General features: G+C 71.4%; 15 protein-coding genes, 1 pseudogene and 1 riboswitch. Of the genes and pseudogenes, 9 read left to right on the top strand and 7 right to left on the bottom strand.

The genetic code is table 11. From position 1 onward, the window contains the following. Positions 1–117 precede the first annotated feature (117 nt). Together I8N67_RS07835 and I8N67_RS07830 are read left to right on the top strand one after the other, a co-directional pair. Positions 118–1488, top strand: a complete 1371-nt coding sequence (locus tag I8N67_RS07835) for an SWIM zinc finger family protein (RefSeq protein ID WP_200301867.1) — start codon at positions 118–120, stop codon at positions 1486–1488. 76 nt (positions 1489–1564) lie between these two features. Further along, positions 1565–3187, top strand: a complete 1623-nt coding sequence (locus tag I8N67_RS07830) for a DUF5691 domain-containing protein (RefSeq protein WP_200301866.1) — start codon at positions 1565–1567, stop codon at positions 3185–3187. A 146-nt stretch (positions 3188–3333) separates the two neighbouring features. Here the strand turns inward: I8N67_RS07830 and icmB are convergent, their stop codons facing one another. Further along, positions 3334–3750, bottom strand: a complete 417-nt coding sequence (gene icmB, locus I8N67_RS07825; RefSeq protein ID WP_200301865.1) for a coenzyme B12-dependent isobutyryl CoA mutase small subunit — start codon at positions 3748–3750, stop codon at positions 3334–3336. Positions 3751–4339: 589 nt separating this feature from the next. Between icmB and I8N67_RS07820 the strand changes: the two genes are divergently transcribed. Continuing rightward, complete coding sequence (locus I8N67_RS07820; protein ID WP_200301864.1) at positions 4340–5200, top strand: alpha/beta hydrolase; 861 nt, start codon at positions 4340–4342, stop codon at positions 5198–5200. A gap of 449 nt (positions 5201–5649) precedes the next feature. Continuing rightward, a complete protein-coding gene (locus tag I8N67_RS07815; protein ID WP_200301863.1) occupies positions 5650–7248 on the top strand; it encodes a M23 family metallopeptidase in 1599 nt (532 codons plus the stop codon). Positions 7249–7330: 82 nt separating this feature from the next. Here the strand turns inward: I8N67_RS07815 and pcrA are convergent, their stop codons facing one another. Beyond that, positions 7331–9841, bottom strand: coding sequence for a DNA helicase PcrA (gene pcrA, locus I8N67_RS07810; protein WP_200301862.1), 2511 nt, complete (start codon positions 9839–9841; stop codon positions 7331–7333). A gap of 292 nt (positions 9842–10133) precedes the next feature. Beyond that, a riboswitch (cyclic di-AMP (ydaO/yuaA leader) is annotated at positions 10134–10306 on the top strand. 9 nt (positions 10307–10315) lie between these two features. On the opposite strand from pcrA, the gene I8N67_RS07805 reads away from it, so the two are divergent. Both I8N67_RS07805 and I8N67_RS07800 read left to right on the top strand, forming a co-directional pair. Beyond that, on the top strand, positions 10316–11539 hold the full coding sequence (locus I8N67_RS07805; protein ID WP_200301861.1) for a C40 family peptidase: 1224 nt from the start codon (positions 10316–10318) through the stop codon (positions 11537–11539). Between the two features lie 559 nt (positions 11540–12098). Continuing rightward, a complete protein-coding gene (locus I8N67_RS07800; protein WP_200301860.1) occupies positions 12099–13178 on the top strand; it encodes a C40 family peptidase in 1080 nt (359 codons plus the stop codon). Positions 13179–13350: 172 nt separating this feature from the next. Here I8N67_RS07800 and I8N67_RS07795 read toward each other — a convergent pair whose 3' ends face one another. Next, the gene (locus I8N67_RS07795) at positions 13351–14238 is read right to left on the bottom strand and encodes a LuxR C-terminal-related transcriptional regulator (RefSeq protein ID WP_200301859.1); all 888 of its coding nucleotides are present in this window, start codon (positions 14236–14238) and stop codon (positions 13351–13353) included. Beyond that, positions 14235–15524, bottom strand: coding sequence for an ATP-binding protein (locus tag I8N67_RS07790; protein ID WP_200301858.1), 1290 nt, complete (start codon positions 15522–15524; stop codon positions 14235–14237). The genes I8N67_RS07795 and I8N67_RS07790 overlap by 4 nt, the downstream gene beginning before the upstream one ends. A 166-nt stretch (positions 15525–15690) precedes the next feature. Here I8N67_RS07790 and I8N67_RS07785 point away from each other — a divergent pair, with 166 nt between their 5' ends. Then, the gene (locus I8N67_RS07785; RefSeq protein WP_200301857.1) at positions 15691–17178 is read left to right on the top strand and encodes a PspC domain-containing protein; all 1488 of its coding nucleotides are present in this window, start codon (positions 15691–15693) and stop codon (positions 17176–17178) included. Further along, the gene (locus I8N67_RS44160; RefSeq protein WP_200301856.1) at positions 17165–17509 is read left to right on the top strand and encodes a hypothetical protein; all 345 of its coding nucleotides are present in this window, start codon (positions 17165–17167) and stop codon (positions 17507–17509) included. The genes I8N67_RS07785 and I8N67_RS44160 overlap by 14 nt, the downstream gene beginning before the upstream one ends. Before the next feature lie 524 nt (positions 17510–18033). Here I8N67_RS44160 and I8N67_RS07775 read toward each other — a convergent pair. The 3 genes from I8N67_RS07775 to I8N67_RS07765 all read right to left on the bottom strand — a co-directional run bounded on the left by I8N67_RS07775 (position 18034) and on the right by I8N67_RS07765 (position 21026). Further along, a complete protein-coding gene (locus I8N67_RS07775; RefSeq protein ID WP_200301855.1) occupies positions 18034–18594 on the bottom strand; it encodes a DoxX family protein in 561 nt (186 codons plus the stop codon). 409 nt (positions 18595–19003) lie between these two features. Then, positions 19004–19642, bottom strand: a complete 639-nt coding sequence (locus tag I8N67_RS07770) for a dihydrofolate reductase family protein (protein ID WP_200301854.1) — start codon at positions 19640–19642, stop codon at positions 19004–19006. Between the two features lie 103 nt (positions 19643–19745). Then, a complete protein-coding gene (locus tag I8N67_RS07765; RefSeq protein ID WP_200301853.1) occupies positions 19746–21026 on the bottom strand; it encodes a hypothetical protein in 1281 nt (426 codons plus the stop codon). Positions 21027–21295: 269 nt separating this feature from the next. Between I8N67_RS07765 and I8N67_RS07760 the strand changes: the two are divergent. Continuing rightward, positions 21296–22183, top strand: a pseudogene (locus I8N67_RS07760) (DUF4429 domain-containing protein). Positions 22184–22207 lie beyond the last annotated feature (24 nt).

The raw sequence follows: 22207 nt of genomic DNA, 5'->3' as shown, positions 1-22207 counted from the left end.
AGCTCGGCCGGTTCGGTTCTGGTGACCACACTGCACCACGCCACTGACAATCCAGTCTGACCTGCGGAAATCAGGTCGCGCAAGCCAATTGTCAGTGGTGGGATCTACCTTCAGAACATGACTCAGCAGGGGGTGCGCTGGACCGCTGAGCAGGTGCTGGCATTGGCACCTGACGCAGCATCGCGCAAAGCCGGAAGCAAACTCGCCGCGGCCGGACCATGGTCGGCGGCGGGCACTTCGGACGAGGGGACGGTGTGGGGACTATGCAAAGGCAGTGGCAGCAAGCCGTATCAGACAGTCATCGACGTCGCGGACTCCACCGGGCCCGCCTACAAGTGCAGTTGTCCGAGCAGGAAGTTCCCGTGCAAGCATGCGCTGGGGCTGCTCCTGCTCTGGGCGGGCTCCGACAGCGCCGTGTCGCCCGGGCGGGCGGCGCCGGACTGGGCGCAGCAGTGGCTGTCAGGCCGCCGCACGCGCGCAGCGGAGAGGACGACGAGGACGGACGCGGCATCTGGGGCCACGTCCGCTGATCCCGAGGCGGTGCGTCGCCGAGCCGAGCGGCGCGCCGAGCGGATCACCGCGGGCGCGGCGGAGCTCGAACAGCGCCTGACCGACCTGCTCCGCGGCGGCCTCGCCGCCACGGAGCAGGCGGGGTACGGGCTGTGGGAGGAGACCGCGGCCCGCATGGTCGACGCGCAGGCCCCCGGACTGGCCGCGCGGGTGCGGGAATTGGGTGCGATCCCGGGCTCGGGCCCCGGCTGGCCGGTCCGGCTGCTGAAGGAGTGCGCTCTGCTCCATCTCCTCGACCAGGGCTGGCTGCGCCGCGAACACCTCCCGGACGGCCTCGCGGGCACCGTCCGCTCCCGGATCGGCCTGCCCGGCTCCCCGGAGGGCCCGCCGGTCCGTGACCGCTGGCTCGCCCTCGCCCAGTACGACACCTCCGACTCCCGCCTCACCACCCGCCGCATCTGGCTCCATGGCACCGAGTCGGGCCGTACGGCGCTGCTCCTCTCCTACGGAGCCGCCGGCCGCGCCCCCGAGCTGTCCCTCCCGGTGGGGCTCGCCTTCGAGGCGGAGGTCTCGGCCTATCCGGGCGCGGGGCAACTGCGAGCGGCTCTGGGTGAGCGGTTCTCGGCCCCCGAGCCCGCCTGCATACGACCGCCCGGGGTCACTCCGGCCGAGGCGGCGGCCCGTTACGGCGAGGCTCTCCGGGACGACCCCTGGCTGGACTCGTACCCGGTCACGCTCACCCGTGTCATACCGACCCCGGACGGCGACTCCTGGCAACTGGCCGACGCGGACAGCGGCCTGGCCCTCCCCATCACCCCCTCCGCTCGCTCCCGCCCCGGTCTGTGGCGCCTCGTCGCCCTCTCCGGGGGCACACCCGTCACGGTTTTCGGCGAATGCGGCCACCGGGGCTTCACACCGCTGACGGCTTGGGCCGAGGAGACACCGGGGGCGACCGGGCAGGCGGTGACCCTGTGCTGAGGCCCGGGTTCCCTTCGGACTCACCGACCCTGTCCGTCCTCGGCCGACCGACCGTCCCCGTACGGAAGGACCCCTCATGAGCAGCACGTCTCCCGCCTCGGCCCCCGCGGCGGGACTCTCCTGGGAAGAGCTCGTCACCACGGCGCTGCTCGGCACGGATCGTCGTACGCCCCCGGGCTCGGGGTCGGGCCGGGAGGCGCCCGTGGCCCTGTTGGACGCGGCGGCCGTGGAGACCGTGCGGCGCAGGGCGGGGATACGGCCGGTGCGGGCGGCGGTGCGGCCGGAGCCGGCGGCACCGGAGCGGCGGCCGCGGCTGCCGCCCGCCGCGGCACGGCGACTGGCGACGTTGCTGGCCGACCGGCCCGGCGCGGGCGGCGGCCGCCGGGGCGCGGCGCCCGATCTGATGGAGCTGCTGCCCCAGTGGCTGGCATCGGCCAACGCGTACGGCTACGCGGCGCCCCCGGAGGTCCTGCCCGCGCTGCTGGACGCGGCGCGCGGCCGTACGGATCTGCGTCCCGCCGTCCTGGCCTTCGCGGGCGCGCGGGCGCGGTGGCTGGCCCGGCTGAACCCGGACTGGCGTTTCGCGCTGCGTGCCGCGCCGGGCGGCGGCGCGGCGCTGCCCGGTCCTGACGAGCCGGAGCGGGTCCGACGCCTCTGGGCGGAGGGCCTGTTCGCGGAGCGTGTCGCCCTGCTCACGGCGCTCCGGGCCCGGGATGCCGTCCCGGCACGGGAGTTGCTGGCGTCCACCTGGCCGACGGAACGGGCCGAGGACCGGCTCATGTTCCTCGACACGCTGCGTACGGGGCTGGTCGCGGAGGACGAGCCGTTCCTGGAGGCCGCGTTGGCGGATCGCAGCCGGAATGTGCGGGCCACGGCGGCCGAGTTGCTGTCCGCGCTGCCCGCCTCGGCGCTCGCGGCGCGGATGGCGAAGCGGGCGACCGCCTGTGTGGCCGTCGATCACACCGGCAGCGCCCCCACGATCGCGGTCGAGCCTCCGCACGAGTGCGACCCGGGCATGGAACGCGACGGTGTGCTCCCGAAGGCTCCGGCCGGCCGGGGTGAACGGTCGTGGTGGCTGGGCCAGTTGGTGGAGGCGGCGCCGCTCGGGGCGTGGTCACGGCGGTTCGGGGGGCGTACGCCGGAGGAGATCGTCGCGCTGCCGGTCGCCGACGACTGGCGGGGTGAGCTGCACGGGGCGTGGTGCCGGGCGGCGGTGCGGCAGCATGATCCGGGCTGGTCACGGGCGCTGCTGGGGACGCCCTCCACGCCCGACGCCGGGGGGCCGGGAGCCGTGTCGCTCGCCGAGCGGGCGAAGCTGCTGGCGGCGTTGGGGGACGGGGAGCGGGCCGAGTGGGTGGCGGGGTTCATCGCCACGCACGGGTTGTCCGAGGCGTTTCAGCTGCTCGGGGTGTGCGCGGTGCCGTGGGCTCCGCCGCTGGGGCGGGCCGTGGTGGACGCCCTCAATATCGCTCGGGACGCCGGCAGTTATCCCTGGAGTTTCAGCGGGGTGATGGGCCTGGCCGAGCGGTGCCTGGACCCCGCGGAGGCCGTACGCCTCGAACCGCTCACCGCCACACCGGAGGACCCCGAGAACGCGGCCCCCGGCGCCGGCGGCTACTGGGCCGAGGCCTTCCAACGCCTCACGACCACCTTGCGCCTGCGCGCCACCATGCAGTCAGAACTGACGCCGCCGCCATGACCGACCGAGGAAGACCCGTCCGAGGGAGACCGGCCCGAAGGGCCGTCTCCCTCAGGGGCGCGGGGAACTGCGCGACCAGCCACCACCGACCCGCACCCGAACAACGACCGAACCACCCAGCCCGCCAACCCGCCCTCGCCGGAGGCCTACGTCCCGGCCGGCTGCCGCACGTTCGCCCGGACCCACTCCACGATCGACGCCGTCGTCGCCCCCGGCGTGAAGATCTCCGCGACACCCTTCTCCTTGAGGGGCGCGATGTCCGCCTCGGGGATGATGCCGCCGCCGAAGACGAGGATGTCCTCGGCGTCGCGCTCCTTGAGGAGTTCGATGACGGCGGCGAAGAGCGTGTTGTGGGCGCCGGAGAGGATGGAGAGGCCGATCGCGTCGGCGTCCTCCTGGATGGCGGTGCCGACGATCTGCTCCGGCGTCTGGTGGAGGCCGGTGTAGATGACCTCCATACCGGCGTCGCGCAGCGCCCGCGCGATCACCTTCGCCCCGCGATCGTGGCCGTCGAGTCCCGGCTTGGCCACCACCACTCGGATCGGACCGGCTGCCACACCCATCACTGCCTCCATGAAACGACTACAGCAACTCGAAAACGACTGCACCGACGCGACACAGAACAGGTGCGCACGGCACCAGATCCATGGAACACCCAATCCCTACCCGCACCACGCTCCGGGAAAGTGAACGAACGTTATCTTCAGCATCCCGCAACCGGCAGTTTCACGGTGCTGACCGAGGGGGAAATCACACGGTGGGACACGTTCGCCGCGCACTGCTCCCGGTTTCCGCGGCTCACGCGTCGCGGGGACTGAAGTGAGCGCGGCATCCGGACCGCATCCGGGCCGGTCGTCACAGAGGCCCCCGTGGCGTGCGCGCCACGGCGAGAGCATGCGCAAGGAGCGCCGCCGAAAGGCGCCGCACCGACCCCACCGCCTGCGGGAGGCCAAGGCGGCGGGACGGATCGGGGCCGGCAGGCGGCAGACGACAGGGCAAGGCAGCGGGGATTCAGGTGAGGGTCGGGCCCTCGCCATGCGCGCCGCACACGACTCATGCCTCGCACCCGCCGTCCGCCGCACGCACCGCGGCTCTCCACTAGGGCACACGGGGGACAGCGATGTCCGCCCGTCTGTCGACGGGAGGTCGGGCATGAAGATCACCAGGGCGGTCACGCCCCTGCTTCCGCTCTGCGAGCGGCTGCTGCCCACCAGACTGGCGGGGCTCTCCATGACCCTCCTCAAGGCGACCGCCCTGGAGTTGGCGATCCTCGCCGGGCATCTGCTGCTCTATCCGTCCGGGATGATCCAGGAGCGCCGGACCACGCCCACGCTCCTCCCGCCCGACGCCACCCGGCTCCCCACGGAGGAGCAGCCTCCGGTCGTCCTGCTGCACGGGTTCATCGACAACCGCTCGGTCTTCGTCCTGCTGCGCCGCACCCTCGCGCAGCACGGCAACCGGCACCTCGAATCACTCAACTACTCACCCCTCACCTGCGACATCCGCAAGGCCGCCGAGCTGCTGGGGCGGCACATCGAGGACATCTGTGAGCGCACGGGCCAGGCGCAGGTGGACATCGTCGGGCACAGCCTCGGCGGACTGATAGCGCGGTACTACGTGCAGCGGCTCGGCGGCGACCAGCGCGTCCGGACGCTCGTCACGCTCGGCACCCCGCACGGCGGCACCCGGGTCGTGCCGCTGGCGGACGCGCACCCGATCGTCCGCCAGATGCGGCCGGACTCCGACGTCCTCGGCGAGTTGCGGGAGCCGGCTCCGGGCTGCCGTACGCACTTCGTGGCGTTCTGGAGCGACCTCGACCACCTGATGGATCCGCTGGAGACCGCCTGCGTCGACCACCCGGACCTGATGGCGCAGAACATCCGGGTCACCGGCATCGGCCACCTCGCCCTGCCCGTGCACCCCGCCGTCGCCACCGGGATACGGCAGGCCCTCGACACCGCCCGGACCGGAGCCCACCCGGCCGCCCGGCGCGGCGGCCTGACGGTGGCGTGAACGCGGCGGCCTGACCGTGGCGTGAGCCCGGCGGCGTGCGGCGTGACGTGCTCCCGGCCGCCGCCGGAAGCACAGTGACCCGCGCCACAGAGAAGCGAGACAGGGATGTAAGGCGGCAAACGCGGCGCACACCCACGCGCCCCCGCCATGCGCCCGACTCGCGACACCCTCCCCCCGGCAACAACGCGCCCCACCCGCGGCCCGCGTTCACCCGGCGAAACGTCTCTCCCCTACTGGCGCGGGCCGTTCCACAGCCCCCACACAGACCTCCGCCATCGAACAACCTTCGAACGCAAAGCCAAAGTCGTGCCCACAGACCGCCGAAAGACGCTCGAATGCCCGTTTCCTGCGTGCACGAAACCCGTTGAAGATTGTCGCGCCCGCATACCGCCGGGTACAGTCACCGCACTGCTCTGCCAGCCCCTGTCGTCGAGGCGAAAGAGAAGTTGGTGAACGATCGTCATCCGTCGGGGACCGCAACACCCCCGACTCCGGCTTCCGAAGCCGACCCGGCGCACTACGCGTCGTACGGCCACCAGGAAGCCACCTATGGCGACTTCACCACGTACGGCGATTACGCCGCCACAGGTTTCGACTCCGGCACCGGCGCGCACGCGACCGCCACCGGCACCTTCGCGGTCGACCCCCTCTTCGGCGACCTGCCGGGCGATGACTCCGGTACCGCTACCGGTTCCTACGACGCCTCGCAGTGGTCGACCGGCAGCCACCAGACGCTGAACTACGACCCGTACGCCGCGCAGCACCAGGCCGCATACGACACGGGCAGTTACGAAACGACGTCGTGGTCGGCCGGTTACGAGCATCTCGCGCAGCAGGTCCCCGCGCAGTCGGCGGGCCCCGACGCGAGCGGCCAGTGGGACGCGAGCGGCTGGCTGAAGGCCGAACAGCTCGGCCAGGCGGGCCAGTTGGGGCAGTCCGACCAGACCCAGCAGTGGGTCGGCACCCAGCACTTCGACACGGGCGCCTTCGACGCCACCCAGTGGAACAGCGACGGCACCCCCGCCGCCACCGACGAGCACGGCGGCTCCGCCTCCGAGTCGTACGACGCCCATGAGCACCCCCGCACCGAAGTGGTGGACTTCTCGGCCGAGGCCGCGGAGTTCGCACAGCAGGCGACCGCCACCTTCGAGCACATCGCCCCGTACGACCAGGACCAACCCCTTCCCTCGGACGGCGAGTTCGAGACCGACGGTGCGGACCGCGCCGCGCTCCTCGACGGCGAGGAAGAGGTCGTCACGGCGGCCACCAGGAGCGCGAGCCCCGGCGGCCGGGCCGCCAACCGCGCGGCCTCGCGGTCGCGTCGTCGCGCTCCGGCCAAACGTTCCGCCCTGCTGACCGTGGCCGTTCCGTCGGCCTGCGTCATGGGGGTCGCGGGAATCGCGGCGGCCTCGGTCGGTGCCACGTCGGACGACACGGAGACCACGGCGTCCATCAAGTCGGACGCCACCGCCGTGAAGCCGTCCACCGCCAACAACCAGCTCGACACCCAGTTGGAGAGCCTGTCCGCCGAGGCGGACGACTTCGCCGACCGGGCGAGCCGGACGCAGGAGCGCATCGACCTGAAGGCCCAGCAGGTGCTGGAGCAGAAGAAGGCGGCGGCCGAGGCGGCCCGCAAGGAGCGACTCCGGCCGAAGTTCGCCCTGCCGGTCGCCAAGCACGGACTCAGCGCGTTCTACGGACAGTCCGGCGTCAACTGGATGTCCCTGCACACCGGTATCGACTTCCCCGTCTCGTACGGCACCCCGGTGATGGCCGCGACCGACGGCACCGTCCGGACACAGTGGAACAGCGCCTACGGCAACATGGTCATCGTGACCGCCAAGGACGGCACGGAGACCTGGTACTGCCACCTCTCCACGTACAAGGTCGCCTCCGGTACGACCGTCAAGGCCGGCGACACCATCGCCTACTCCGGCAACTCGGGCAACTCCACCGGCCCGCACCTCCACTTCGAGGTCCGCCCGGCCGGCGGCTCGGCCATCGACCCGCTGCCGTGGCTGCGCAGCCATGGTCTGGACCCGACGTAGGCGGTAGTCGCACTCACCCACTCGGCCTCCACCGAGGCGGGCCCACCGGGGGCTGTGGCCCCCAGCTCTCCCCTCACTCCGCCTACAGCTTCTCCACCGGCGCGTACCGCAGCAGCAGCCGCTTCGGCTTGATGTCACCGAAGTCGATCGTGGCCTCCGCGTTCCCGCCCGCGCCGCCGACCCCGACGACCGTGCCGAGGCCGAACTGGTCGTGGTTGACGCGGTCGCCGACGGCCAGGGAGACCACCGGCTTCTCGGTGGTGCGGCGGGTCGCGAAGCCGGAAGCGCCCGAGGCCGAGGAGCGGGAGCGGGTCGACGACAGCGAGGACGCGATGCCGCCCGCCGGGCCCGAGGACACCGGCGCGGATCCACCCGTGCGCTTCCACTCCAGATGAGTGGCCGGGATCTCCTCCAGGAAGCGGGACGGCGGGTTGTACGAGGGCTGGCCCCAGGCACTGCGCAGCGAGGAGCGGGTGAGGTAGAGCCGTTCACGCGCGCGGGTGATGCCGACGTACGCGAGGCGGCGCTCCTCCTCCAGTTCCTTGGTCTGGCCGAGGGCGCGCATGTGTGGGAAGACGCCGTCCTCCATGCCGGTCAGGAAGACGACCGGGAACTCCAGGCCCTTGGCGGTGTGGAGGGTCATGAGCGTGATGACGCCCGAGCCGTCCTCCTCCTCGTCGGGGATCTGGTCGGAGTCGGCGACCAGGGCCACCCGCTCCAGGAAGGCGGCGATCCCGGCGGGAGTCGCGGCCGCGCCCTCGCCCGTATCCTCCGCCTCCGCGGACTCCTTCTCGAACTCCAGTGCCACGGCGGCGAGTTCCTGGAGGTTCTCGATGCGGGTCTCGTCCTGCGGGTCGGTGGATGCCTGCAACTCCGCGAGATAGCCGGTCCGTTCGAGGACGGCTTCCAGAACGGTCGCCGGTCCGGCGCCGGACTCGACGACGGTCCGCAGATCCTCCATCAGCGTGTTGAACCGCTGGACGGCGTTCGTGGACCGGGCCGCCATCCCGTACGCCTCGTCGACGCGCTTCAGCGCCTGCGGGAAGCTGATCTTCTCCCGCTGCGAGAGGGCGTCGATCATCGCCTCCGCGCGCTCACCGATGCCGCGCTTGGGCACATTGAGGATGCGGCGCAGCGGCACCGAGTCCTCCGGGTTGGCGAGGACGCGCAGGTACGCGAGGACGTCCCGGACCTCCTTGCGCTCGTAGAAGCGGACGCCGCCGACGACCTTGTAGGGCAGGCCGACGCGGATGAAGATCTCTTCGAAGACACGGGACTGGGCGTTCGTACGGTAGAAGACGGCGACGTCTCCGGCCTTCGCCTTGCCCGCGTCCGTCAGGCGGTCTATCTCGTCGGCGACGAACTGGGCCTCGTCGTGCTCGGTGTCGGCGACATAGCCGGTGATCTGCGCGCCCGCGCCCGCGTTCGTCCACAGGTTCTTGGGGCGGCGGGACTCGTTGCGCTCGATGACGGCGTTGGCGGCGGTGAGGATCGTCTGCGTGGAGCGGTAGTTCTGCTCCAGCATGATCGTCGTCGCGTCCGCGTAGTCCTCCTCGAACTGGAGGATGTTGCGGATGGTCGCGCCGCGGAAGGCGTAGATCGACTGGTCGGCGTCACCCACGACGCAGAGCTCGGCGGGCGGCACGTCGTACTCGTTGGGCGGTACGTCAACGGGGTGCTCTGAGGTGCCGACCAGCTCTCTGACCAGGGCGTACTGCGCGTGGTTGGTGTCCTGGTACTCGTCGACGAGTACATGGCGGAAGCGGCGGCGGTAGTGCTCGGCGACGTCCGGGAAGGCGCGGAGCAGATTGACCGTCGTCATGATCAGGTCGTCGAAGTCGAGTGCGTTCGCCTCGCGGAGGCGGGACTGGTAGAGCACGTAGGCCTGGGCGAGGGTCTTCTCGAAGCCGTCGGTGGCCTGGGCGGCGAAGTCCTCCTCGTCGATCAGCTCGTTCTTCAGGTTCGAGATCTTGGCGCTGAAGGACTTGGGCGGGAACCGCTTGGGGTCGAGGTCCAGGTCGCGGCAGACCAGCGCCATCAGCCGCTTGCTGTCGGCGGCGTCGTAGATGGAGAAGGAGGAGGTGAAGCCGAGCTTCTTGCTCTCGCGGCGCAGGATCCGTACGCAGGCGCTGTGGAAGGTCATGACCCACATCGCGTTCGCCCGCGGGCCGACGAGGTGCTCGACGCGCTCCTTCATCTCGCCCGCGGCCTTGTTGGTGAAGGTGATCGCGAGGATCTGGCCCGGGTGGACGTGCCGCTCGCCGAGCAGATGGGCGATGCGGTGGGTGAGCACGCGGGTCTTGCCGGAGCCGGCGCCGGCCACGATGAGCAGCGGGGAGCCGGCGTGCACGACGGCCGCGCGCTGGTTCTCGTTCAGCCCTTCCAGGAGCGCCGCCGCGTCGATCGCCGGGCGGGGGGCGCCGTCGCGGTAGTAGGCGTCCCGGTCCGGCGGCGCGTCGAACTTCCCGCCGAACAGATCGTCCGGAAGCGACTCCGGTCCGTGATCGTCCTCGGGCGGCGGCGGGGGTTCCTCGTCGCGCCCGCGAGGGGTCTGGAGGTCCGCCAGGAAGCTGTCGTCAAAGAGGCTGCTCATCGCTCTCCGAGTCTAGGCGCCCCCACTGACAGCGAGGGGCCGCCCCGGGAAGTCGCTACGCGACGATCGTCAAGGATCTTCAAACCCGCCCCATCCCGACACCACAGCATCGGCCACTCACCGCGGTCACGTCGTGACGATGAGCATTCGAGCGTACCGCCTATCGCGCCGGAGAGGCCAAGGTCACGAAAACGTATCGGGCATTTCGAACATCAACCTTCACACGGCCATACGAGTTGGTTAGCGTTTTCCCCCAGGACCGTACGACCCAACCGGCGAACGTCGCCGGGCCGCACGTCCTCCGCCGAGTCCGGTACGCCTTCCGTGGCAGCCGGAGCCGGGGACCCACCGACCTCTGGGGTGAATCGACCCGCCCGCCGCACGCGGCAAGGGTCGTAGGGCAAACCTTCCGAAGCCAGCGCCCGAACCCGACAGCTAACCCGGTAGGCGGACAACGGAAGGAGACGCCGAACCATGGCGCCGCACCGCAAGCCGCCGCGTCCGGCCCGAACGCGCACGGGCATACGCACGCCCGCCCTCGCCACGGCCGCCCTCACCTCCGTGGCCCTGCTCTCCCAGACGGCCAACGCCGCCCCGTCGACCGACGACAAGCCGAGCCTGGAGGAAGTCGAGAAGAAGGTCGACGACCTCTACCGCCAGGCCGGGACCGCGACCGAGAAGTACAACTCGGTCAAGGAGCGGACGACCAAGCAGAAGAAGAGGGTCGACACCCTTCTCGACGACGCCGCCCAGCGCACGGAGAAGCTCAACGAGGCGCGGGAGGAACTGGGTTCGTTCGCCGCCGAGCAGTACCGCACGGGCACGGCCTCCCCCGACGCGGCGTCCCTGCTGCTCGCGGACAACCCGCAGGACTACTTCGACCAGAACCAGCTGATGGACCCTTTGACGGACCGCCAGAAGGGCGCTGTCGACGAGTACGTCACCCAGCAGGCCGAGGCGACGGAGCAGCGCCAGGAGGCGAGCGACAGCCTCGAACAGCTCACCGAGTCGCAGAACGCGCTCAAGGCCGGCAAGGCCAAGGTCCAGACGAAGCTCGCCCAGGCCCGCGAACTCCTCTCCACCCTGACCGCTGCGGAACAGGCAGAGCTCGCCGAGATCGAACGGCGCGAGCGGGAGGAGGCCGAGCGCGAGGCGGCGGAACTGGCCCGCCGGCAGGCGGCGGCCCGGACCGCATCCCAGGAGACCCAGGCCTCTCAGAGCGCGGCGGCCCCTCAGGAGGCCCAGCAGACCCAACAGGCCCCGGAGACCCAGCAGGTGGCCCCGGAGGCCCAACAGGGGACCTCCGAGACCTCCGCTCCGGCCGAGGACACCACGTACGCCTCGAAGGCCGTCAAAGCCCTCGCCTTCGCCCGCGCCCAGATCGGCAAGCCGTACGTCTGGGGCGCCACCGGCCCCGGCTCCTACGACTGCTCCGGCCTCACCCAGGCCGCCTGGAAGGCCGCCGGCGTCGACCTCCCCCGCACCACCTACGACCAGGTCACCGCAGGCACCAGCGCCCCCCTCACCGATGCCAGGCCCGGCGACCTCATCTTCTTCTACGACAACATCGGCCACGTCGGTCTCTACATCGGCAACGGCATGATGATCCACGCACCGAAGCCGGGGGCGTATGTGCGCGAGGAATCGGTGTTCTACGACGGGGAGTCGTCGATCCACAGCGTGGTGCGGCCGGCGTAGGGCGTGACCGGGAGCCCACAGGAGAGCACGGGAGAGCAAGGGAGAGCAAGGGCTTCCGTCGGGGACGGGTGGGGCGGTCAGGTCCAGAGCACCGCGATGAAGATGTTCGCCGTCGTCAGCGCGCCGACGAGCCCGCGCGGTCCCATGATGCTCCAGGCACCTTAATGATCTTGCATATATGCGCTCCATAGCACCGCAGCACCCCACCCGTCCCGAAATCGCCGCATCGGTCATCGCGCAGCGTGAAGTCGGCGACGCCAGGGCAGGATCACAGTCACATACGGTCACCTCACGGTCGGTGCACGCCACTTCCGCACAACGCGTTACCGAGCCGACACGCCCAGGTTTAGCGTCCTCCATCAGGTGACCGGCTCCCCACCGCCGCCCGGGCCAGGGGCGGCAGTCGGACACCACCGCCGAGAAGGTCCGGCGGCGTCCCGCTCCCCCTGTGCGGGCCGCCGCCGGACGCGTCGCCGCTCCCCCAGGCGGTCCCGTACGGACAGGTCAGTGTGCGTACGTACTACGGACGGCGGTCGTACGGAGAGGACGTGGACTCCACGTGGCAGCGCACCGCAAGCCCAGACAGCGCTCGATCGGCGGCCATACGGTCCGCACGGCCGCGACGTTCGCCCTCGCGGGCGCGGCGACCGCGACCGGATTCGAGGGCACCGGGCACGCCGATCCACAGCTCACACCCGAGCAGGTCAGGGCGAAGGTGGACCAGCTGTATCAGGAGGCGGAGACCGCCACCGAGAAGTACAACGGCGCGAAGGAGAAGGCCGACACCGCGCAGGAGAACCTCGAAGAGCTGCGCGACCAGGCCGCCCGCCGCACCGACCGGCTCAACTCGTCGCGGGACCAGCTCGGTTCGCAGGCCGCGGCGCTGTACCGGAGCGGGGGCATGGACCCCTCCTTGCAGCTCGCGCTCTCCGCCGATCCGGACCGGTACCTGGACAGCGCCGCCCTCGCCGAGCGGGTCGGCAGCCGGCAGGCGGCGGACGTGTCGAGCGTGCGCAAGCAACTGCTGGACATCGAACGGCTGCGCGGGGCCGCCCGCGTCGAGCTGAGCACGCTCAAGTCCCGGCAGACGGAGCTGAAGCGACACAAGAAGACCGTCACCTCGAAACTGACCACCGCGCGCCGGCTGCTCGACCGGGTCAGCGAGGAGGACCGGCCACGCTTCGACGCCGCGGGCGACCGCACGAGCCATACCTCGCGCTCCTCCGCCTCGACCCGCGGCAGCCTCACCGGCCCCGTCCCGCCCACCTCCGCCACGGCGGACGCACCCAACTCCCGTGCCTCAGCCGCCGTTTCCTACGCCTACACCAAACTCGGCAGCCCGTACGTCTGGGGCGCGACCGGCCCCAACGCCTTCGACTGCTCGGGCCTCACCCAAGCGGCCTACCGCGCCGCCGGCGTCTCACTCCCCCGCACCACGTACGCCCAGATCAACGCCGGCCAACGCGTCGCCCGCTCCGAACTCCGCCCCGGCGACCTCGTCTTCTTCTACTCCGGCATCAGCCACGTGGGCATCTACATCGGCAACGGCCAAATGATCCACGCCCCGAACCCCTCGGCTCCCGTACGCGTGGCACCACTCGACGAGATGCCGTTCACGGGGGCTACGAGAGTGGCTTGAGCGGGGAGGTCTGAGCGCGACGATTTACGGGGGGCGGTTGGCGTGGGGCAGTGTGCGTGGGGCCGGACGCCGTGATCGCGGCGACCCCGAGGAACTGATGCGGGTCGCCATGGCCAAGTCCACCGAGGTCGCCATGGCCACCTTTCCCCCACTTGAGCCCCCGGGGCGGCGGTCACACCAGGCGTCGTGCCGTCGCCCATCTCGTCAGCTCGTGCCGGTTGGAGAGCTGCAACTTCCGTAGTACGGCGGAGACATGGGACTCCACCGTCTTCACGGAGATGTAGAGCTGCTTGGCGATCTCCTTGTACGCATAGCCACGGGCGATGAGGCGCAGAACCTCGCGCTCGCGCTGGGTGAGGCGGTCGAGGTCCTCGTCGACGGGCGGGGCGTCGGTGGAGGCGAAGGCGTCGAGGACGAAGCCGGCCAGGCGCGGGGAGAAGACCGCGTCGCCGTCCTGGACCCGGAAGATGGAGTGGACGAGGTCGGACCCGGTGATCGTCTTGGTGACATAGCCGCGCGCGCCGCCACGGATCACCCCGATCACGTCCTCCGCCGCGTCCGACACGGACAGGGCGAGGAAACGGACGGGCTGCTCGGCGTCCGCCATCAACGCCGAGCAGCGGCGCAGGACTTCGACGCCACCACCACCGGGCAGATGGACATCGAGGAGCACCACCTCGGGCCGCGTGCTCGTGATCACCGACACCGCCTGGTCCACATCGGGTGCCTCCCCGACGACTTCCACTCCCGTACGGTCCGTCTGCCCGATCTCGGCCTGGACTCCCGTACGGAACATACGGTGATCGTCGACGAGGACGACCCGGACATGCCGCCCGGGCCCGGAGACACCGGCTCCCGAGGCCGCTGCTCCGGAATCGCCGGGCGCGGCGGTCTCGTTGGGCTCATCGGGTCGGCCGGACTCTTTGGGCTGGCCGGACTTGGGGGGCCCGCCTTCAACCGAGCCGGTGTCCCGCGCGGCCGGACCTCCCTGGTCACCGGTCGGACCAGTGCCCGAACCGCCTTGCACGGCTGGGTCTTTCGCCCCGTTCGCGTCGCTCATGACGTCGTCTCCGCCCTCTCCATCTCCAACTCGACCTCCGTGCCGCCGTCCGGTACGGCGCGGAGTCGCGCCGTGCCGCCGTGGCGCTCCATGCGGCCGATGATCGATTCTCTGACGCCCATGCGGTCGGCGGGTATCGCGTCGAGGTCGAAGCCGGGGCCGCGGTCACGGACGGACACGAAGACCGTCCTGCCCTCGACCTCGGCGAAGACCTGTACGGCGCCGCCCTCGCCACCGTACTTGGCTGCGTTCACCATTGCCTCGCGCGCGGCCTGCATCTGCGCGGTCAGTCCCTCGTCGAGGGGGCAGTCGCCGACGACGACCACCTCTAGGGGGACGCCGTGCTTGTCCTCGACCTCCGCCGCGTTGCGCCGCACAGCCTCGGCGAGGGTGCCGGGCTCGTCGTCCTCGTCCTTGCCGGTGCCCTCCGGTTTGTACAGCCAGTTGCGCAGGTCGCGCTCCTGGGCGCGGGCGAGGCGGCGGACTTCGTTCGGCTTGTCCGCGTTTCGCTGTATCAGCGTCAGCGTGTGCAGCACCGAGTCGTGGACGTGGGCCGCGACCTCCGCCCGTTCCTGGGCGCGGATGCGCATGAGGCGCTCCTCGGAGAGGTCCTGGGTCATACGGACGAGGTACGGGCCGGCGAGCAGCGTTATGCCGACGAGGACCGCGAGCGCCGCCTGCAGCACCGAGCCGAGGTGGTCGGCGGAGCCCTGTAGGACGAATATCCCGGAGACACCCGCCGTGACCAGCAGGACGCCGGCCACGGAGCGGAGCAGCGTGATCGTGCGCCGACGGCGGCCGACCTCGGCCCAGCGGGCCCGTCGGGCGTTGTCAGCCTGGCGCCAGACCAGGGCCACGCCGGCGGCGACGAGCACGGTCGGCCAGAGATACGCCCTGACACCCTGCCCGAGGTCCACACTGCCGACGAAGACCATGGCCACGACGACCATGAGGAGCAGGGCGACTATCTGGCCCCGGTCGGGCTTGCGGGCCACCAGTCTGCGGCGGCCGTCGGGTGAGCTCTCGGTGGCGATGGCCGGGGGCCGCTGGCTGTCGACGCCGCCCACGCCTAGCGGGACGAAGAACCAGAAGGCCGCGTACACCAGGGCGCCGAGGCCGTCCGCCAGGAACAGGCCGGCGAACACGAGCCGCACCCAGGTCACGGGCAGCCCGAGATGTCCGGCGAGCCCTCGCGCCACGCCTCCGAGCCAGCGTCCGTCGCTGCTGCGGTAGAGCTTGCGCGGGGGCCGCGGAGTGTCGACTGGCAGTGCTGCGGCTTCCGGCATGCCATCGATATTCACACGCACGGCGGATCGAGGCATCAGGGTCGACCCCCGAGGCGCCCCTGATCTTCGGCTCATCCGTGATCGAACACATCCCCGGGCCGATATCAGGGTTCGACCAGGGTTATCCCGACTGCCATCGGACCGGCTCGACCGTCACGATGGACGCATGACGGATCACCAGCACGCGGCACCGGATCCGGGCCCCAGCTCGGGTCCGGCCTCCCGGCGGCCCACCACCGAGCCGCAGGACGCCGTGCCCCCACCGGGCACGGCAAGGAAGCCGCGCGCGCACGAGGGCGGGGGCGCGGGGGCGTCCGCGGATCAAGCGGCCACGGCCGGCCACCCGGCCGGAGCCGCCGGTCAGCCCTCCCCCGACCATCCCGTCGGCGCCCCCACCACTCCGCACAAGTTCCGCCGTGACCGGCGGTACAAGATGTTGGGCGGTGTCTGCGCGGGGCTCGGGCGGCAGTGCGACATGGACCCGGTGATCTTCCGGGTGGTGCTCGCGGTGCTCGCCGCGACCGGCGGCCTCGGCCTCATCTTCTACGGCTTCGCCTGGCTGTTCGTGCCGTACGACGACGACGAGAACGAGGTACGCAAGCTGCTGACCGGCCGGGTGGACGGCCATGCCCTGACGGCTGTGCTCTTCGCCCTGGTCGGCTGCGGAGTGTTCCTCAGCCTGCTGGGCAACAGCACCGTCCTGACCTTCTCCGTGGTCCTCTCCCTGCTCCTGGCCGGCGCGGGGTACTGGTCGCAGCAGCGCGGCGCCCCCGACCCCGATCCGCTGGCCGCCCAGGCCGTGGCCGACGCCCCGCCGGAGGCCCAGGCGCCACCCGTGGCCGCCTTCTCCCCTTCCTGGTGGCGCGACCCGATAGTCAAGGACGGGACACATGTCGGCGGCACGGGCTATCTGTGGGGGCCGTGGGAGACCCGGGACCGGGACGTCGCGGCGGCGATCAACATCGCCCGGGGTATGCCCTTCCGCCAGGACCTACGCACCGTGCGCGAGCCGAAGCCGCGCGGGCCGCGCTGGATAGGCGGCTGGGTCTTCCTCCTCGCGCTGCTCGCCGGCGGCGTCGGCACCAGCGCGACCTGGGAGGACCGCGCGCTGGCCGCGAGCCTGCAGACCGGTCTGGCCTGCGCACTGGCCGTATTCGGCCTGGGCATAGCCGTGAGCGCGTTCCTGGGGCGTACGGGAGCGGGGTCGATCTTCCTGGCCGTGGTAGCTGCGGGGCTCCTGGCGTGCACGGCGGCGCTCCCGGCGAACATCACCACCGACTGGGCCCGTACGGAGTGGACACCCCGGAACGCACAGAGCGTGGCGGCCCGGTACGAGCTGGGTACCGGTGTGGGCACGCTGGATCTGTCCAAGGTGGATGTGTCGGAGGGAGAGACGCTGGCCACGAGCGTGGAGGTGGGGGCGGGCAAGGTGAAGGTGGTGGTTCCGCCGGACGTCACCGTGCGGCTCGACATCGAAGTGGGTCTCGGTGACATCCAGTTGCCGGGCGACGATCAGGAGGACCTGGATGTGGCACCGGACAAGAGCGATCGGCTGACGCTGTCCCCGGCGAAGGGCTCGGGGAGCGGCGGCACGATCACCATCGACCTGGAAGTGGGTCTGGGACAGGCGGAGGTGGCCCGTGCCACGTCATGAGTTCCAGCCGGGCAAGCTCGTCGTCGGCTTCTTCCTCACCCTCACCGGTGTCGTCTACCTCGGTGACGCGGGCGATGCGTGGGAGACCCCTTGGTTCGCGGTGATACCGCTCGTCGTCGCGGGGCTGGGACTCGCGGGAGCGGTGGCGTTCTTGAACCACGCGATACGAGGCCGCCGGACATCCGGACGGGCCTCGCCCACCTCGCCGGCCGGGCCGACCGCGTCGGCGGGATGGGCGGGATGGGCGGGAGCAGCCGACCAGGCGGGACCGGCGAGGCGGGCCGGGCAGGCGGCGGACGGTCGTGGCGACGAGCCGGGTAAGCGGCGGTGACCTGCGAGAACGTCGCCGGAAGGGCACATAACTGAACAGAGAGCCGTTAAGGCGCTTCGCACGATGACCGGACGATGGCTGAGCCGACGTTGCTACCAGCCCGGCCGGCCGAGCAAGGGGGCCTGCGCAAGGCGCGCTCACGGAGACGCTCACCCCGAGGCCGCCGAGGCCGCTGTTCCGAGACCTGCTCAGATAGCTCTGGAGGGCGACATCTCGGTGGCTGCGGTGTGTGAGTTCGAGCGGGCGGTGCGGGAGATGGCCGGGGAGTTCGGTACGGCGGTCGCCGGGCGCAACCGGGGCTCACGGCGGTCGAGCCCAGGGAGCTGGTGACCTCGGCGAACATGTGCGGCAGCCGGAGTTCGCCGCCAACCGCACGGTTCCGCTGCCCAGCCCGAGGCGCAGGTCGGCGGCGCTCGGCGTCGGGCTGCCGGACCTGCGGTCCTGACCTCGGCTGCGGGGCCGGGTCAGGCGCGGGCCCGGGCGGGCTCAGCCGGGAGTGGCTGAGCCGTGGTGGGTGGTGGGGCTCAGCGGTAGGCCCCCGCCCGGTGGCGGCTGCCGCCGCTGCCGCCAGTGCCGCCACTGCGGCGGGAGCGGATGGCCGCGTCCAGGGAGAGCACCGGGGCGCCTGCGAGGATCAGGGGGATCCAGGCCATGAAGTACGGGAGGTCGTTGCCGTAGTAGTACGGGGAGGCCGACCAGCTGACCGTGAGCCAGAGGCTGAGGGAGATCAGGGCGCCCCCGAAGGCGGCGAGGCGGGAGAAGAGGCCGATGAGGATGCCTATGCCGACGGCCAGTTCGCCGAAGGCGATGGCGTAGCCGAAGCCGACGGGGTTCTTGAGGGCCAGGTCGATCATGGCTGGGATGGCTGAGGAGTCGCGGGCGGCGCTCATCATGTCGCCGATCGAGCCGGATCCGGAGTCGGCCATGAAGGCGCTGTCGGTGAGTTTGTCCAGGCCTGCGTAGATGAAGGTGACGCCGAGGAAGACGCGTAGGGGCAGCAGGGCGTAGCGGGTGGCTGTGTCCCGCCAGTCGCGGCCGCCGTCGAGGTAGGGGGTGTGGGAGTCCGTGCGAATGCCGTGAGTCATGGTCTGCGCCGCCTCTTGTCCGCCGTGCCGTTGACCCCTCAACAGACGATACGGTCGGAAGGGTGGGGGCGCTCAATAGTGCGGGCGTGTTTTCCGGGTTGGGGTGCCTCGTCCAGGGGTCGACTGAGCCCCGAATGTCCTTTTTCTCGCCCCCGCCGCCCCTACCCGTCCCACCCCCAGGGGCTGCGCCCCTTCGCCCCCCACCCGACACGGGGCTCCGCCCCGCACCCCGCCAGGGGCGCTGCGCCCCTGGACCCCCGCCAGACTCTCGGCCCCCCAGCCCCGCCAAGTCCTCGGCCCCCGGCCCCCGGCCCCCGGCCCCCGGCCCCCGGCCCCCGGCCCCCGGCCCCCGGCCCCCGGCAGCAGTACCGCGCCGCTGCCGCCGAGGCCGCCCCTCAGCCGCGCCGGCTCACTTCACGAAGCGGTACTTCAGGTGGGTCGCAAGGGGTGTGGCGATCGTCCTGACCGGTTCGAGGTTGCGTCGGCCGGCTTCGGGGCCCAGGCCCTCGAAGAGGCGCAGACCCGCTCCGAGGAGGGCGGGCACGATGTGGAGCTGGAGTTCGTCGATGAGGCCCTCTTCGAGGTACTGCTGCACCGTGCCGGCCCCGCCCGCGATGTCGACGTTCCGGGAGCCGGCGGCGGCTTTGGCCTGGGTGAGGGCGCTGTGGATGCCGTCGGGGACGAAGGTGAAGGTGGTGTCGCCCTCTTTGACCAGGGTCGGGCGGGGGCGGTGGGTGAGGACGAAGACGGGGGTGTGGAAGGGCGGGTTGTCGCCCCAGAACTTCTCGCCCGTGTCGTACATCATCCGCCCCATGATCACCGCTCCGGTGGCGTCGAACCACTCACGCATCAGCTCGGAGTCGCGGTTCTCCTCGCCGCCGGTCATGCCCTGGCGCTCCCGCCAGCTCGCGAGGTTGTGGATCCACTCGAAGAGGGGTTCGGCGCCGTTGCCTCCCGGGTTGTCGAGGGTGACGTCGGTGCCGGCGATGTAGCCGTCGAGGGAGATGGCCAGATCCGCGGTCACGGTCGGGGTCGTGGTCGTGGTCATGAGGGGGTGCTCCTTGAGTCCTGGGGTGTGTGAGCTGCCTTCACTCTCACGTCGATCGGGACCCTGCCCTTTCGACACGCCAGTCCCCACTTCCCCGTTCCGTTCAGTCCGCCGAGACCTCGATCGCGTAGCGGTTGGTCTCGACGCCTGCCGCGGTGACGACCTGGACGTCGACCTTGCCGGGTTCGACGTCGGCGGGGACGGGGACGGTCAGGACGGCGTCGGTGGGGTTGTTGAAGCCGCCGGCCACGGGTACGAGGGGGACGTGGACGTGGACGGGGCCGATGCGGACGACCATGCGGGAGAGGCGGTCGGCGGTCTGGGCGCCGGGTGGGACGAAGCCCGCGCCGCGGATCTCGATGTCGTCGCCGTTGCGGATGGGGGCGTCGAGGTCGCCGGCCTCGCGGGCGCGGACGACGGAGAGGATGACGGGGCGGCCGCCCTCGGCGTACTTGCCGGCGACGTAGGTGGCCGCCGAGACCAGGACGAGGAGGGCGAGGCCCCAGGGGAGGTCGGGGAGCTGGTCGGGGCGGCGGGCGAGGCGAACCGCCGCGAAGGCGAGGGCGACGGTGCAGATGATCACGTACTGGATGTCCGAGAAGCTGCCTCGGCCCGAGTCGTCGGTCAGCAGGTCGGCGGCTCTCGGACGGTGGGCGCGGACCTTCTGGAGGCGCTGGCCGAGGACCCGGAGGCCGACCACACGGCGGACCAGGACCGCGATACCGCAGACGACGGCCAGGACGGTCACGATGCCCGCGCCGCGGGCGAGGTCGAGGCCGGCGAGGAGGGCGTCGCGTTCACGGTGGTCGGAGGCGGCGGCCAGGCGGCCGACGAGGACGAGGACCACGAAGACGACGAAGAGCACCCAGCCGGCCGCGACCGCACGGGAGGTGGAGAGACGGTTGTCCTCGCCGATGACCGGGGCGAGGACGCCGCCGCGCGCCCGGTGCAGATAAGCGGCGCCGGTGAGTGCCGCGCCCACCAGCAGGGCGGCGAGCAGACCGGCGGTGCGGGAGACCGTCCAGCCGGCGCCGATCGCGGTGAGGGCCTGGACGAGGAGGAGGGTCACGACGCCGATCCAGACGACGGCCGCCGTGCGCAGCCACTGCCGGGCGAGCCAGGCCTCGCCCTCGACCCGGCCGCGTTCGGCGACGAGGGCGGCGGACTGGGTGAGTTCGTCCGAGACCCATTGCCGGGAGGCGGACGCGGAGTGTGCGACGGCTGCGGGCAGCCCCTGCCCGGACGCGAACTCCTCCCGTTTCAGCAGGAATTCGGCGACCGCGCGCCGGTGTCCCGCGCGCGCCCCGTGCGGACAGTCCCCGCACATGCACCCGCCTTCATGGGAGCCCGCGCCCATGCCCCCTCTCGCCTCCTGCACCGCCATGCCCGAGCCCGCCTTCCCGCGCCGCGTCCGCCTCTGCGTCCGCGTCTCTCGGCATTCGCCGTCACCGTCATCGACGTCATCACCGTCGTCGCCGGGCGTCGTGCGTACGTCCGATCACTACCACAGCCGTGCGGTCGGACAACTGCCCTGCGATGACAGCGAATTGTGCCGTACGGAACACGGCACGCATCCGGCAGGGCCACTGAGCGCAAGGCGGGCACGGGGTGAAGTACCGGTCCTCATGTTGACCCGGCTGCGAGAATCCTCCTATGGCCGAGATCATCCAGCGCGACGGGGACCTGGGCCTTCGATGGCAGCACGGTCCGGATCACGCCGGGCCCGCACCGTTCCGTGGCGCTGTTCCGGCAGACGTACGGGGAGATCGCGGTGCCCCTGGAAGCGGTGTCCGGTGTCGTCTACGAGCCCGAACGCAAGCGCGGGCGGCTCCGGTTGCGGCTCCGCGAGGGCAGTGACCCAATGCTCCAGGCCCACCGGCGGGCGGTTGCCCGACTCGGCCGACCCGTACCGGCTGACGGTCGATCTCAACCGCTGCGCGGTCGCCGAGTACGTGGCCGAGGAGATACGGCAGTCCATGCTGCCCGAAGCTGCTCGAACAGACGCCGAAGGAGCCCGCACAGGCCCATCTCCTGCCCGGACCGCCCGTGCCGGTGTCGGTCCGGTCCAGCGACGGCACGGTCTCGTTCGACGGTACGCAGGTCAGGATCGACTGGAACGACACCTCCGACCGCGTCAAGCGCGCGACCGGCCCCCGGGTCATCGGCATCGGCGATCTGGTCCAGGTCGAGTGGTTGCCCAACTCCGGTTACGAGGACGGGTTCCTGCGGTTCGTGACGCGCGAGACCGTGTTCTCGAAACTGCCGCCGGAGCGGGACCCGTTCGCCCTCGACCTGTGGGGCAGCACTCGCCGCGACCTCCTGACGGCCCTCGTCGCCACGGCCGTCACCGCGCGTCTCCCCCACCCGTCGACCCGCGTCGCCGCCGACCACGACGACCACCCCCGGCGCCCGGCGCCCACCCCGGACCATCACGACGTCCTCCTGCGCCGCCTGCGCGAGTTGGGCGAGCTGCACCGCGAAGGCGTCCTCACGGACGAGGAGTTCGCCGCCACGAAGGCGGCAGTCCTACGGGGCTTCTGAGGCTCCGGCAGGACAACGGCTCCC

Origin of the sequence: Streptomyces adelaidensis (assembly GCF_016598475.1) — a bacterium.
GTDB lineage: Bacteria > Actinomycetota > Actinomycetes > Streptomycetales > Streptomycetaceae > Streptomyces > Streptomyces adelaidensis.
The sequence above is the reverse complement of the archived record's forward strand: the minus strand, read 5'-3'. Positions and strand labels throughout refer to the sequence as shown.

Bases quoted from the DNA above. Each gene is read 5' to 3' on its own strand.
- I8N67_RS07805 (WP_200301861.1), top strand. From the start codon at position 10,316: ATGGCGCCGCACCGCAAGCCGCCGCGTCCGGCCCGAACGCGCACGGGC.
- I8N67_RS07820 (WP_200301864.1), top strand. From the start codon at position 4,340: ATGAAGATCACCAGGGCGGTCACGCCCCTGCTTCCGCTCTGCGAGCGG.
- I8N67_RS07795 (WP_200301859.1), bottom strand. From the start codon at position 14,238: ATGAGCGACGCGAACGGGGCGAAAGACCCAGCCGTGCAAGGCGGTTCG.
- I8N67_RS07770 (WP_200301854.1), bottom strand. From the start codon at position 19,642: ATGACCACGACCACGACCCCGACCGTGACCGCGGATCTGGCCATCTCC.
- I8N67_RS07830 (WP_200301866.1), top strand. From the start codon at position 1,565: ATGAGCAGCACGTCTCCCGCCTCGGCCCCCGCGGCGGGACTCTCCTGG.
- I8N67_RS07765 (WP_200301853.1), bottom strand. From the start codon at position 21,026: ATGGCGGTGCAGGAGGCGAGAGGGGGCATGGGCGCGGGCTCCCATGAA.
- I8N67_RS07775 (WP_200301855.1), bottom strand. From the start codon at position 18,594: ATGACTCACGGCATTCGCACGGACTCCCACACCCCCTACCTCGACGGC.
- icmB (WP_200301865.1), bottom strand. From the start codon at position 3,750: ATGGGTGTGGCAGCCGGTCCGATCCGAGTGGTGGTGGCCAAGCCGGGA.
- I8N67_RS07785 (WP_200301857.1), top strand. From the start codon at position 15,691: ATGACGGATCACCAGCACGCGGCACCGGATCCGGGCCCCAGCTCGGGT.
- I8N67_RS07790 (WP_200301858.1), bottom strand. From the start codon at position 15,524: ATGCCGGAAGCCGCAGCACTGCCAGTCGACACTCCGCGGCCCCCGCGC.
- pcrA (WP_200301862.1), bottom strand. From the start codon at position 9,841: ATGAGCAGCCTCTTTGACGACAGCTTCCTGGCGGACCTCCAGACCCCT.
- I8N67_RS07835 (WP_200301867.1), top strand. From the start codon at position 118: ATGACTCAGCAGGGGGTGCGCTGGACCGCTGAGCAGGTGCTGGCATTG.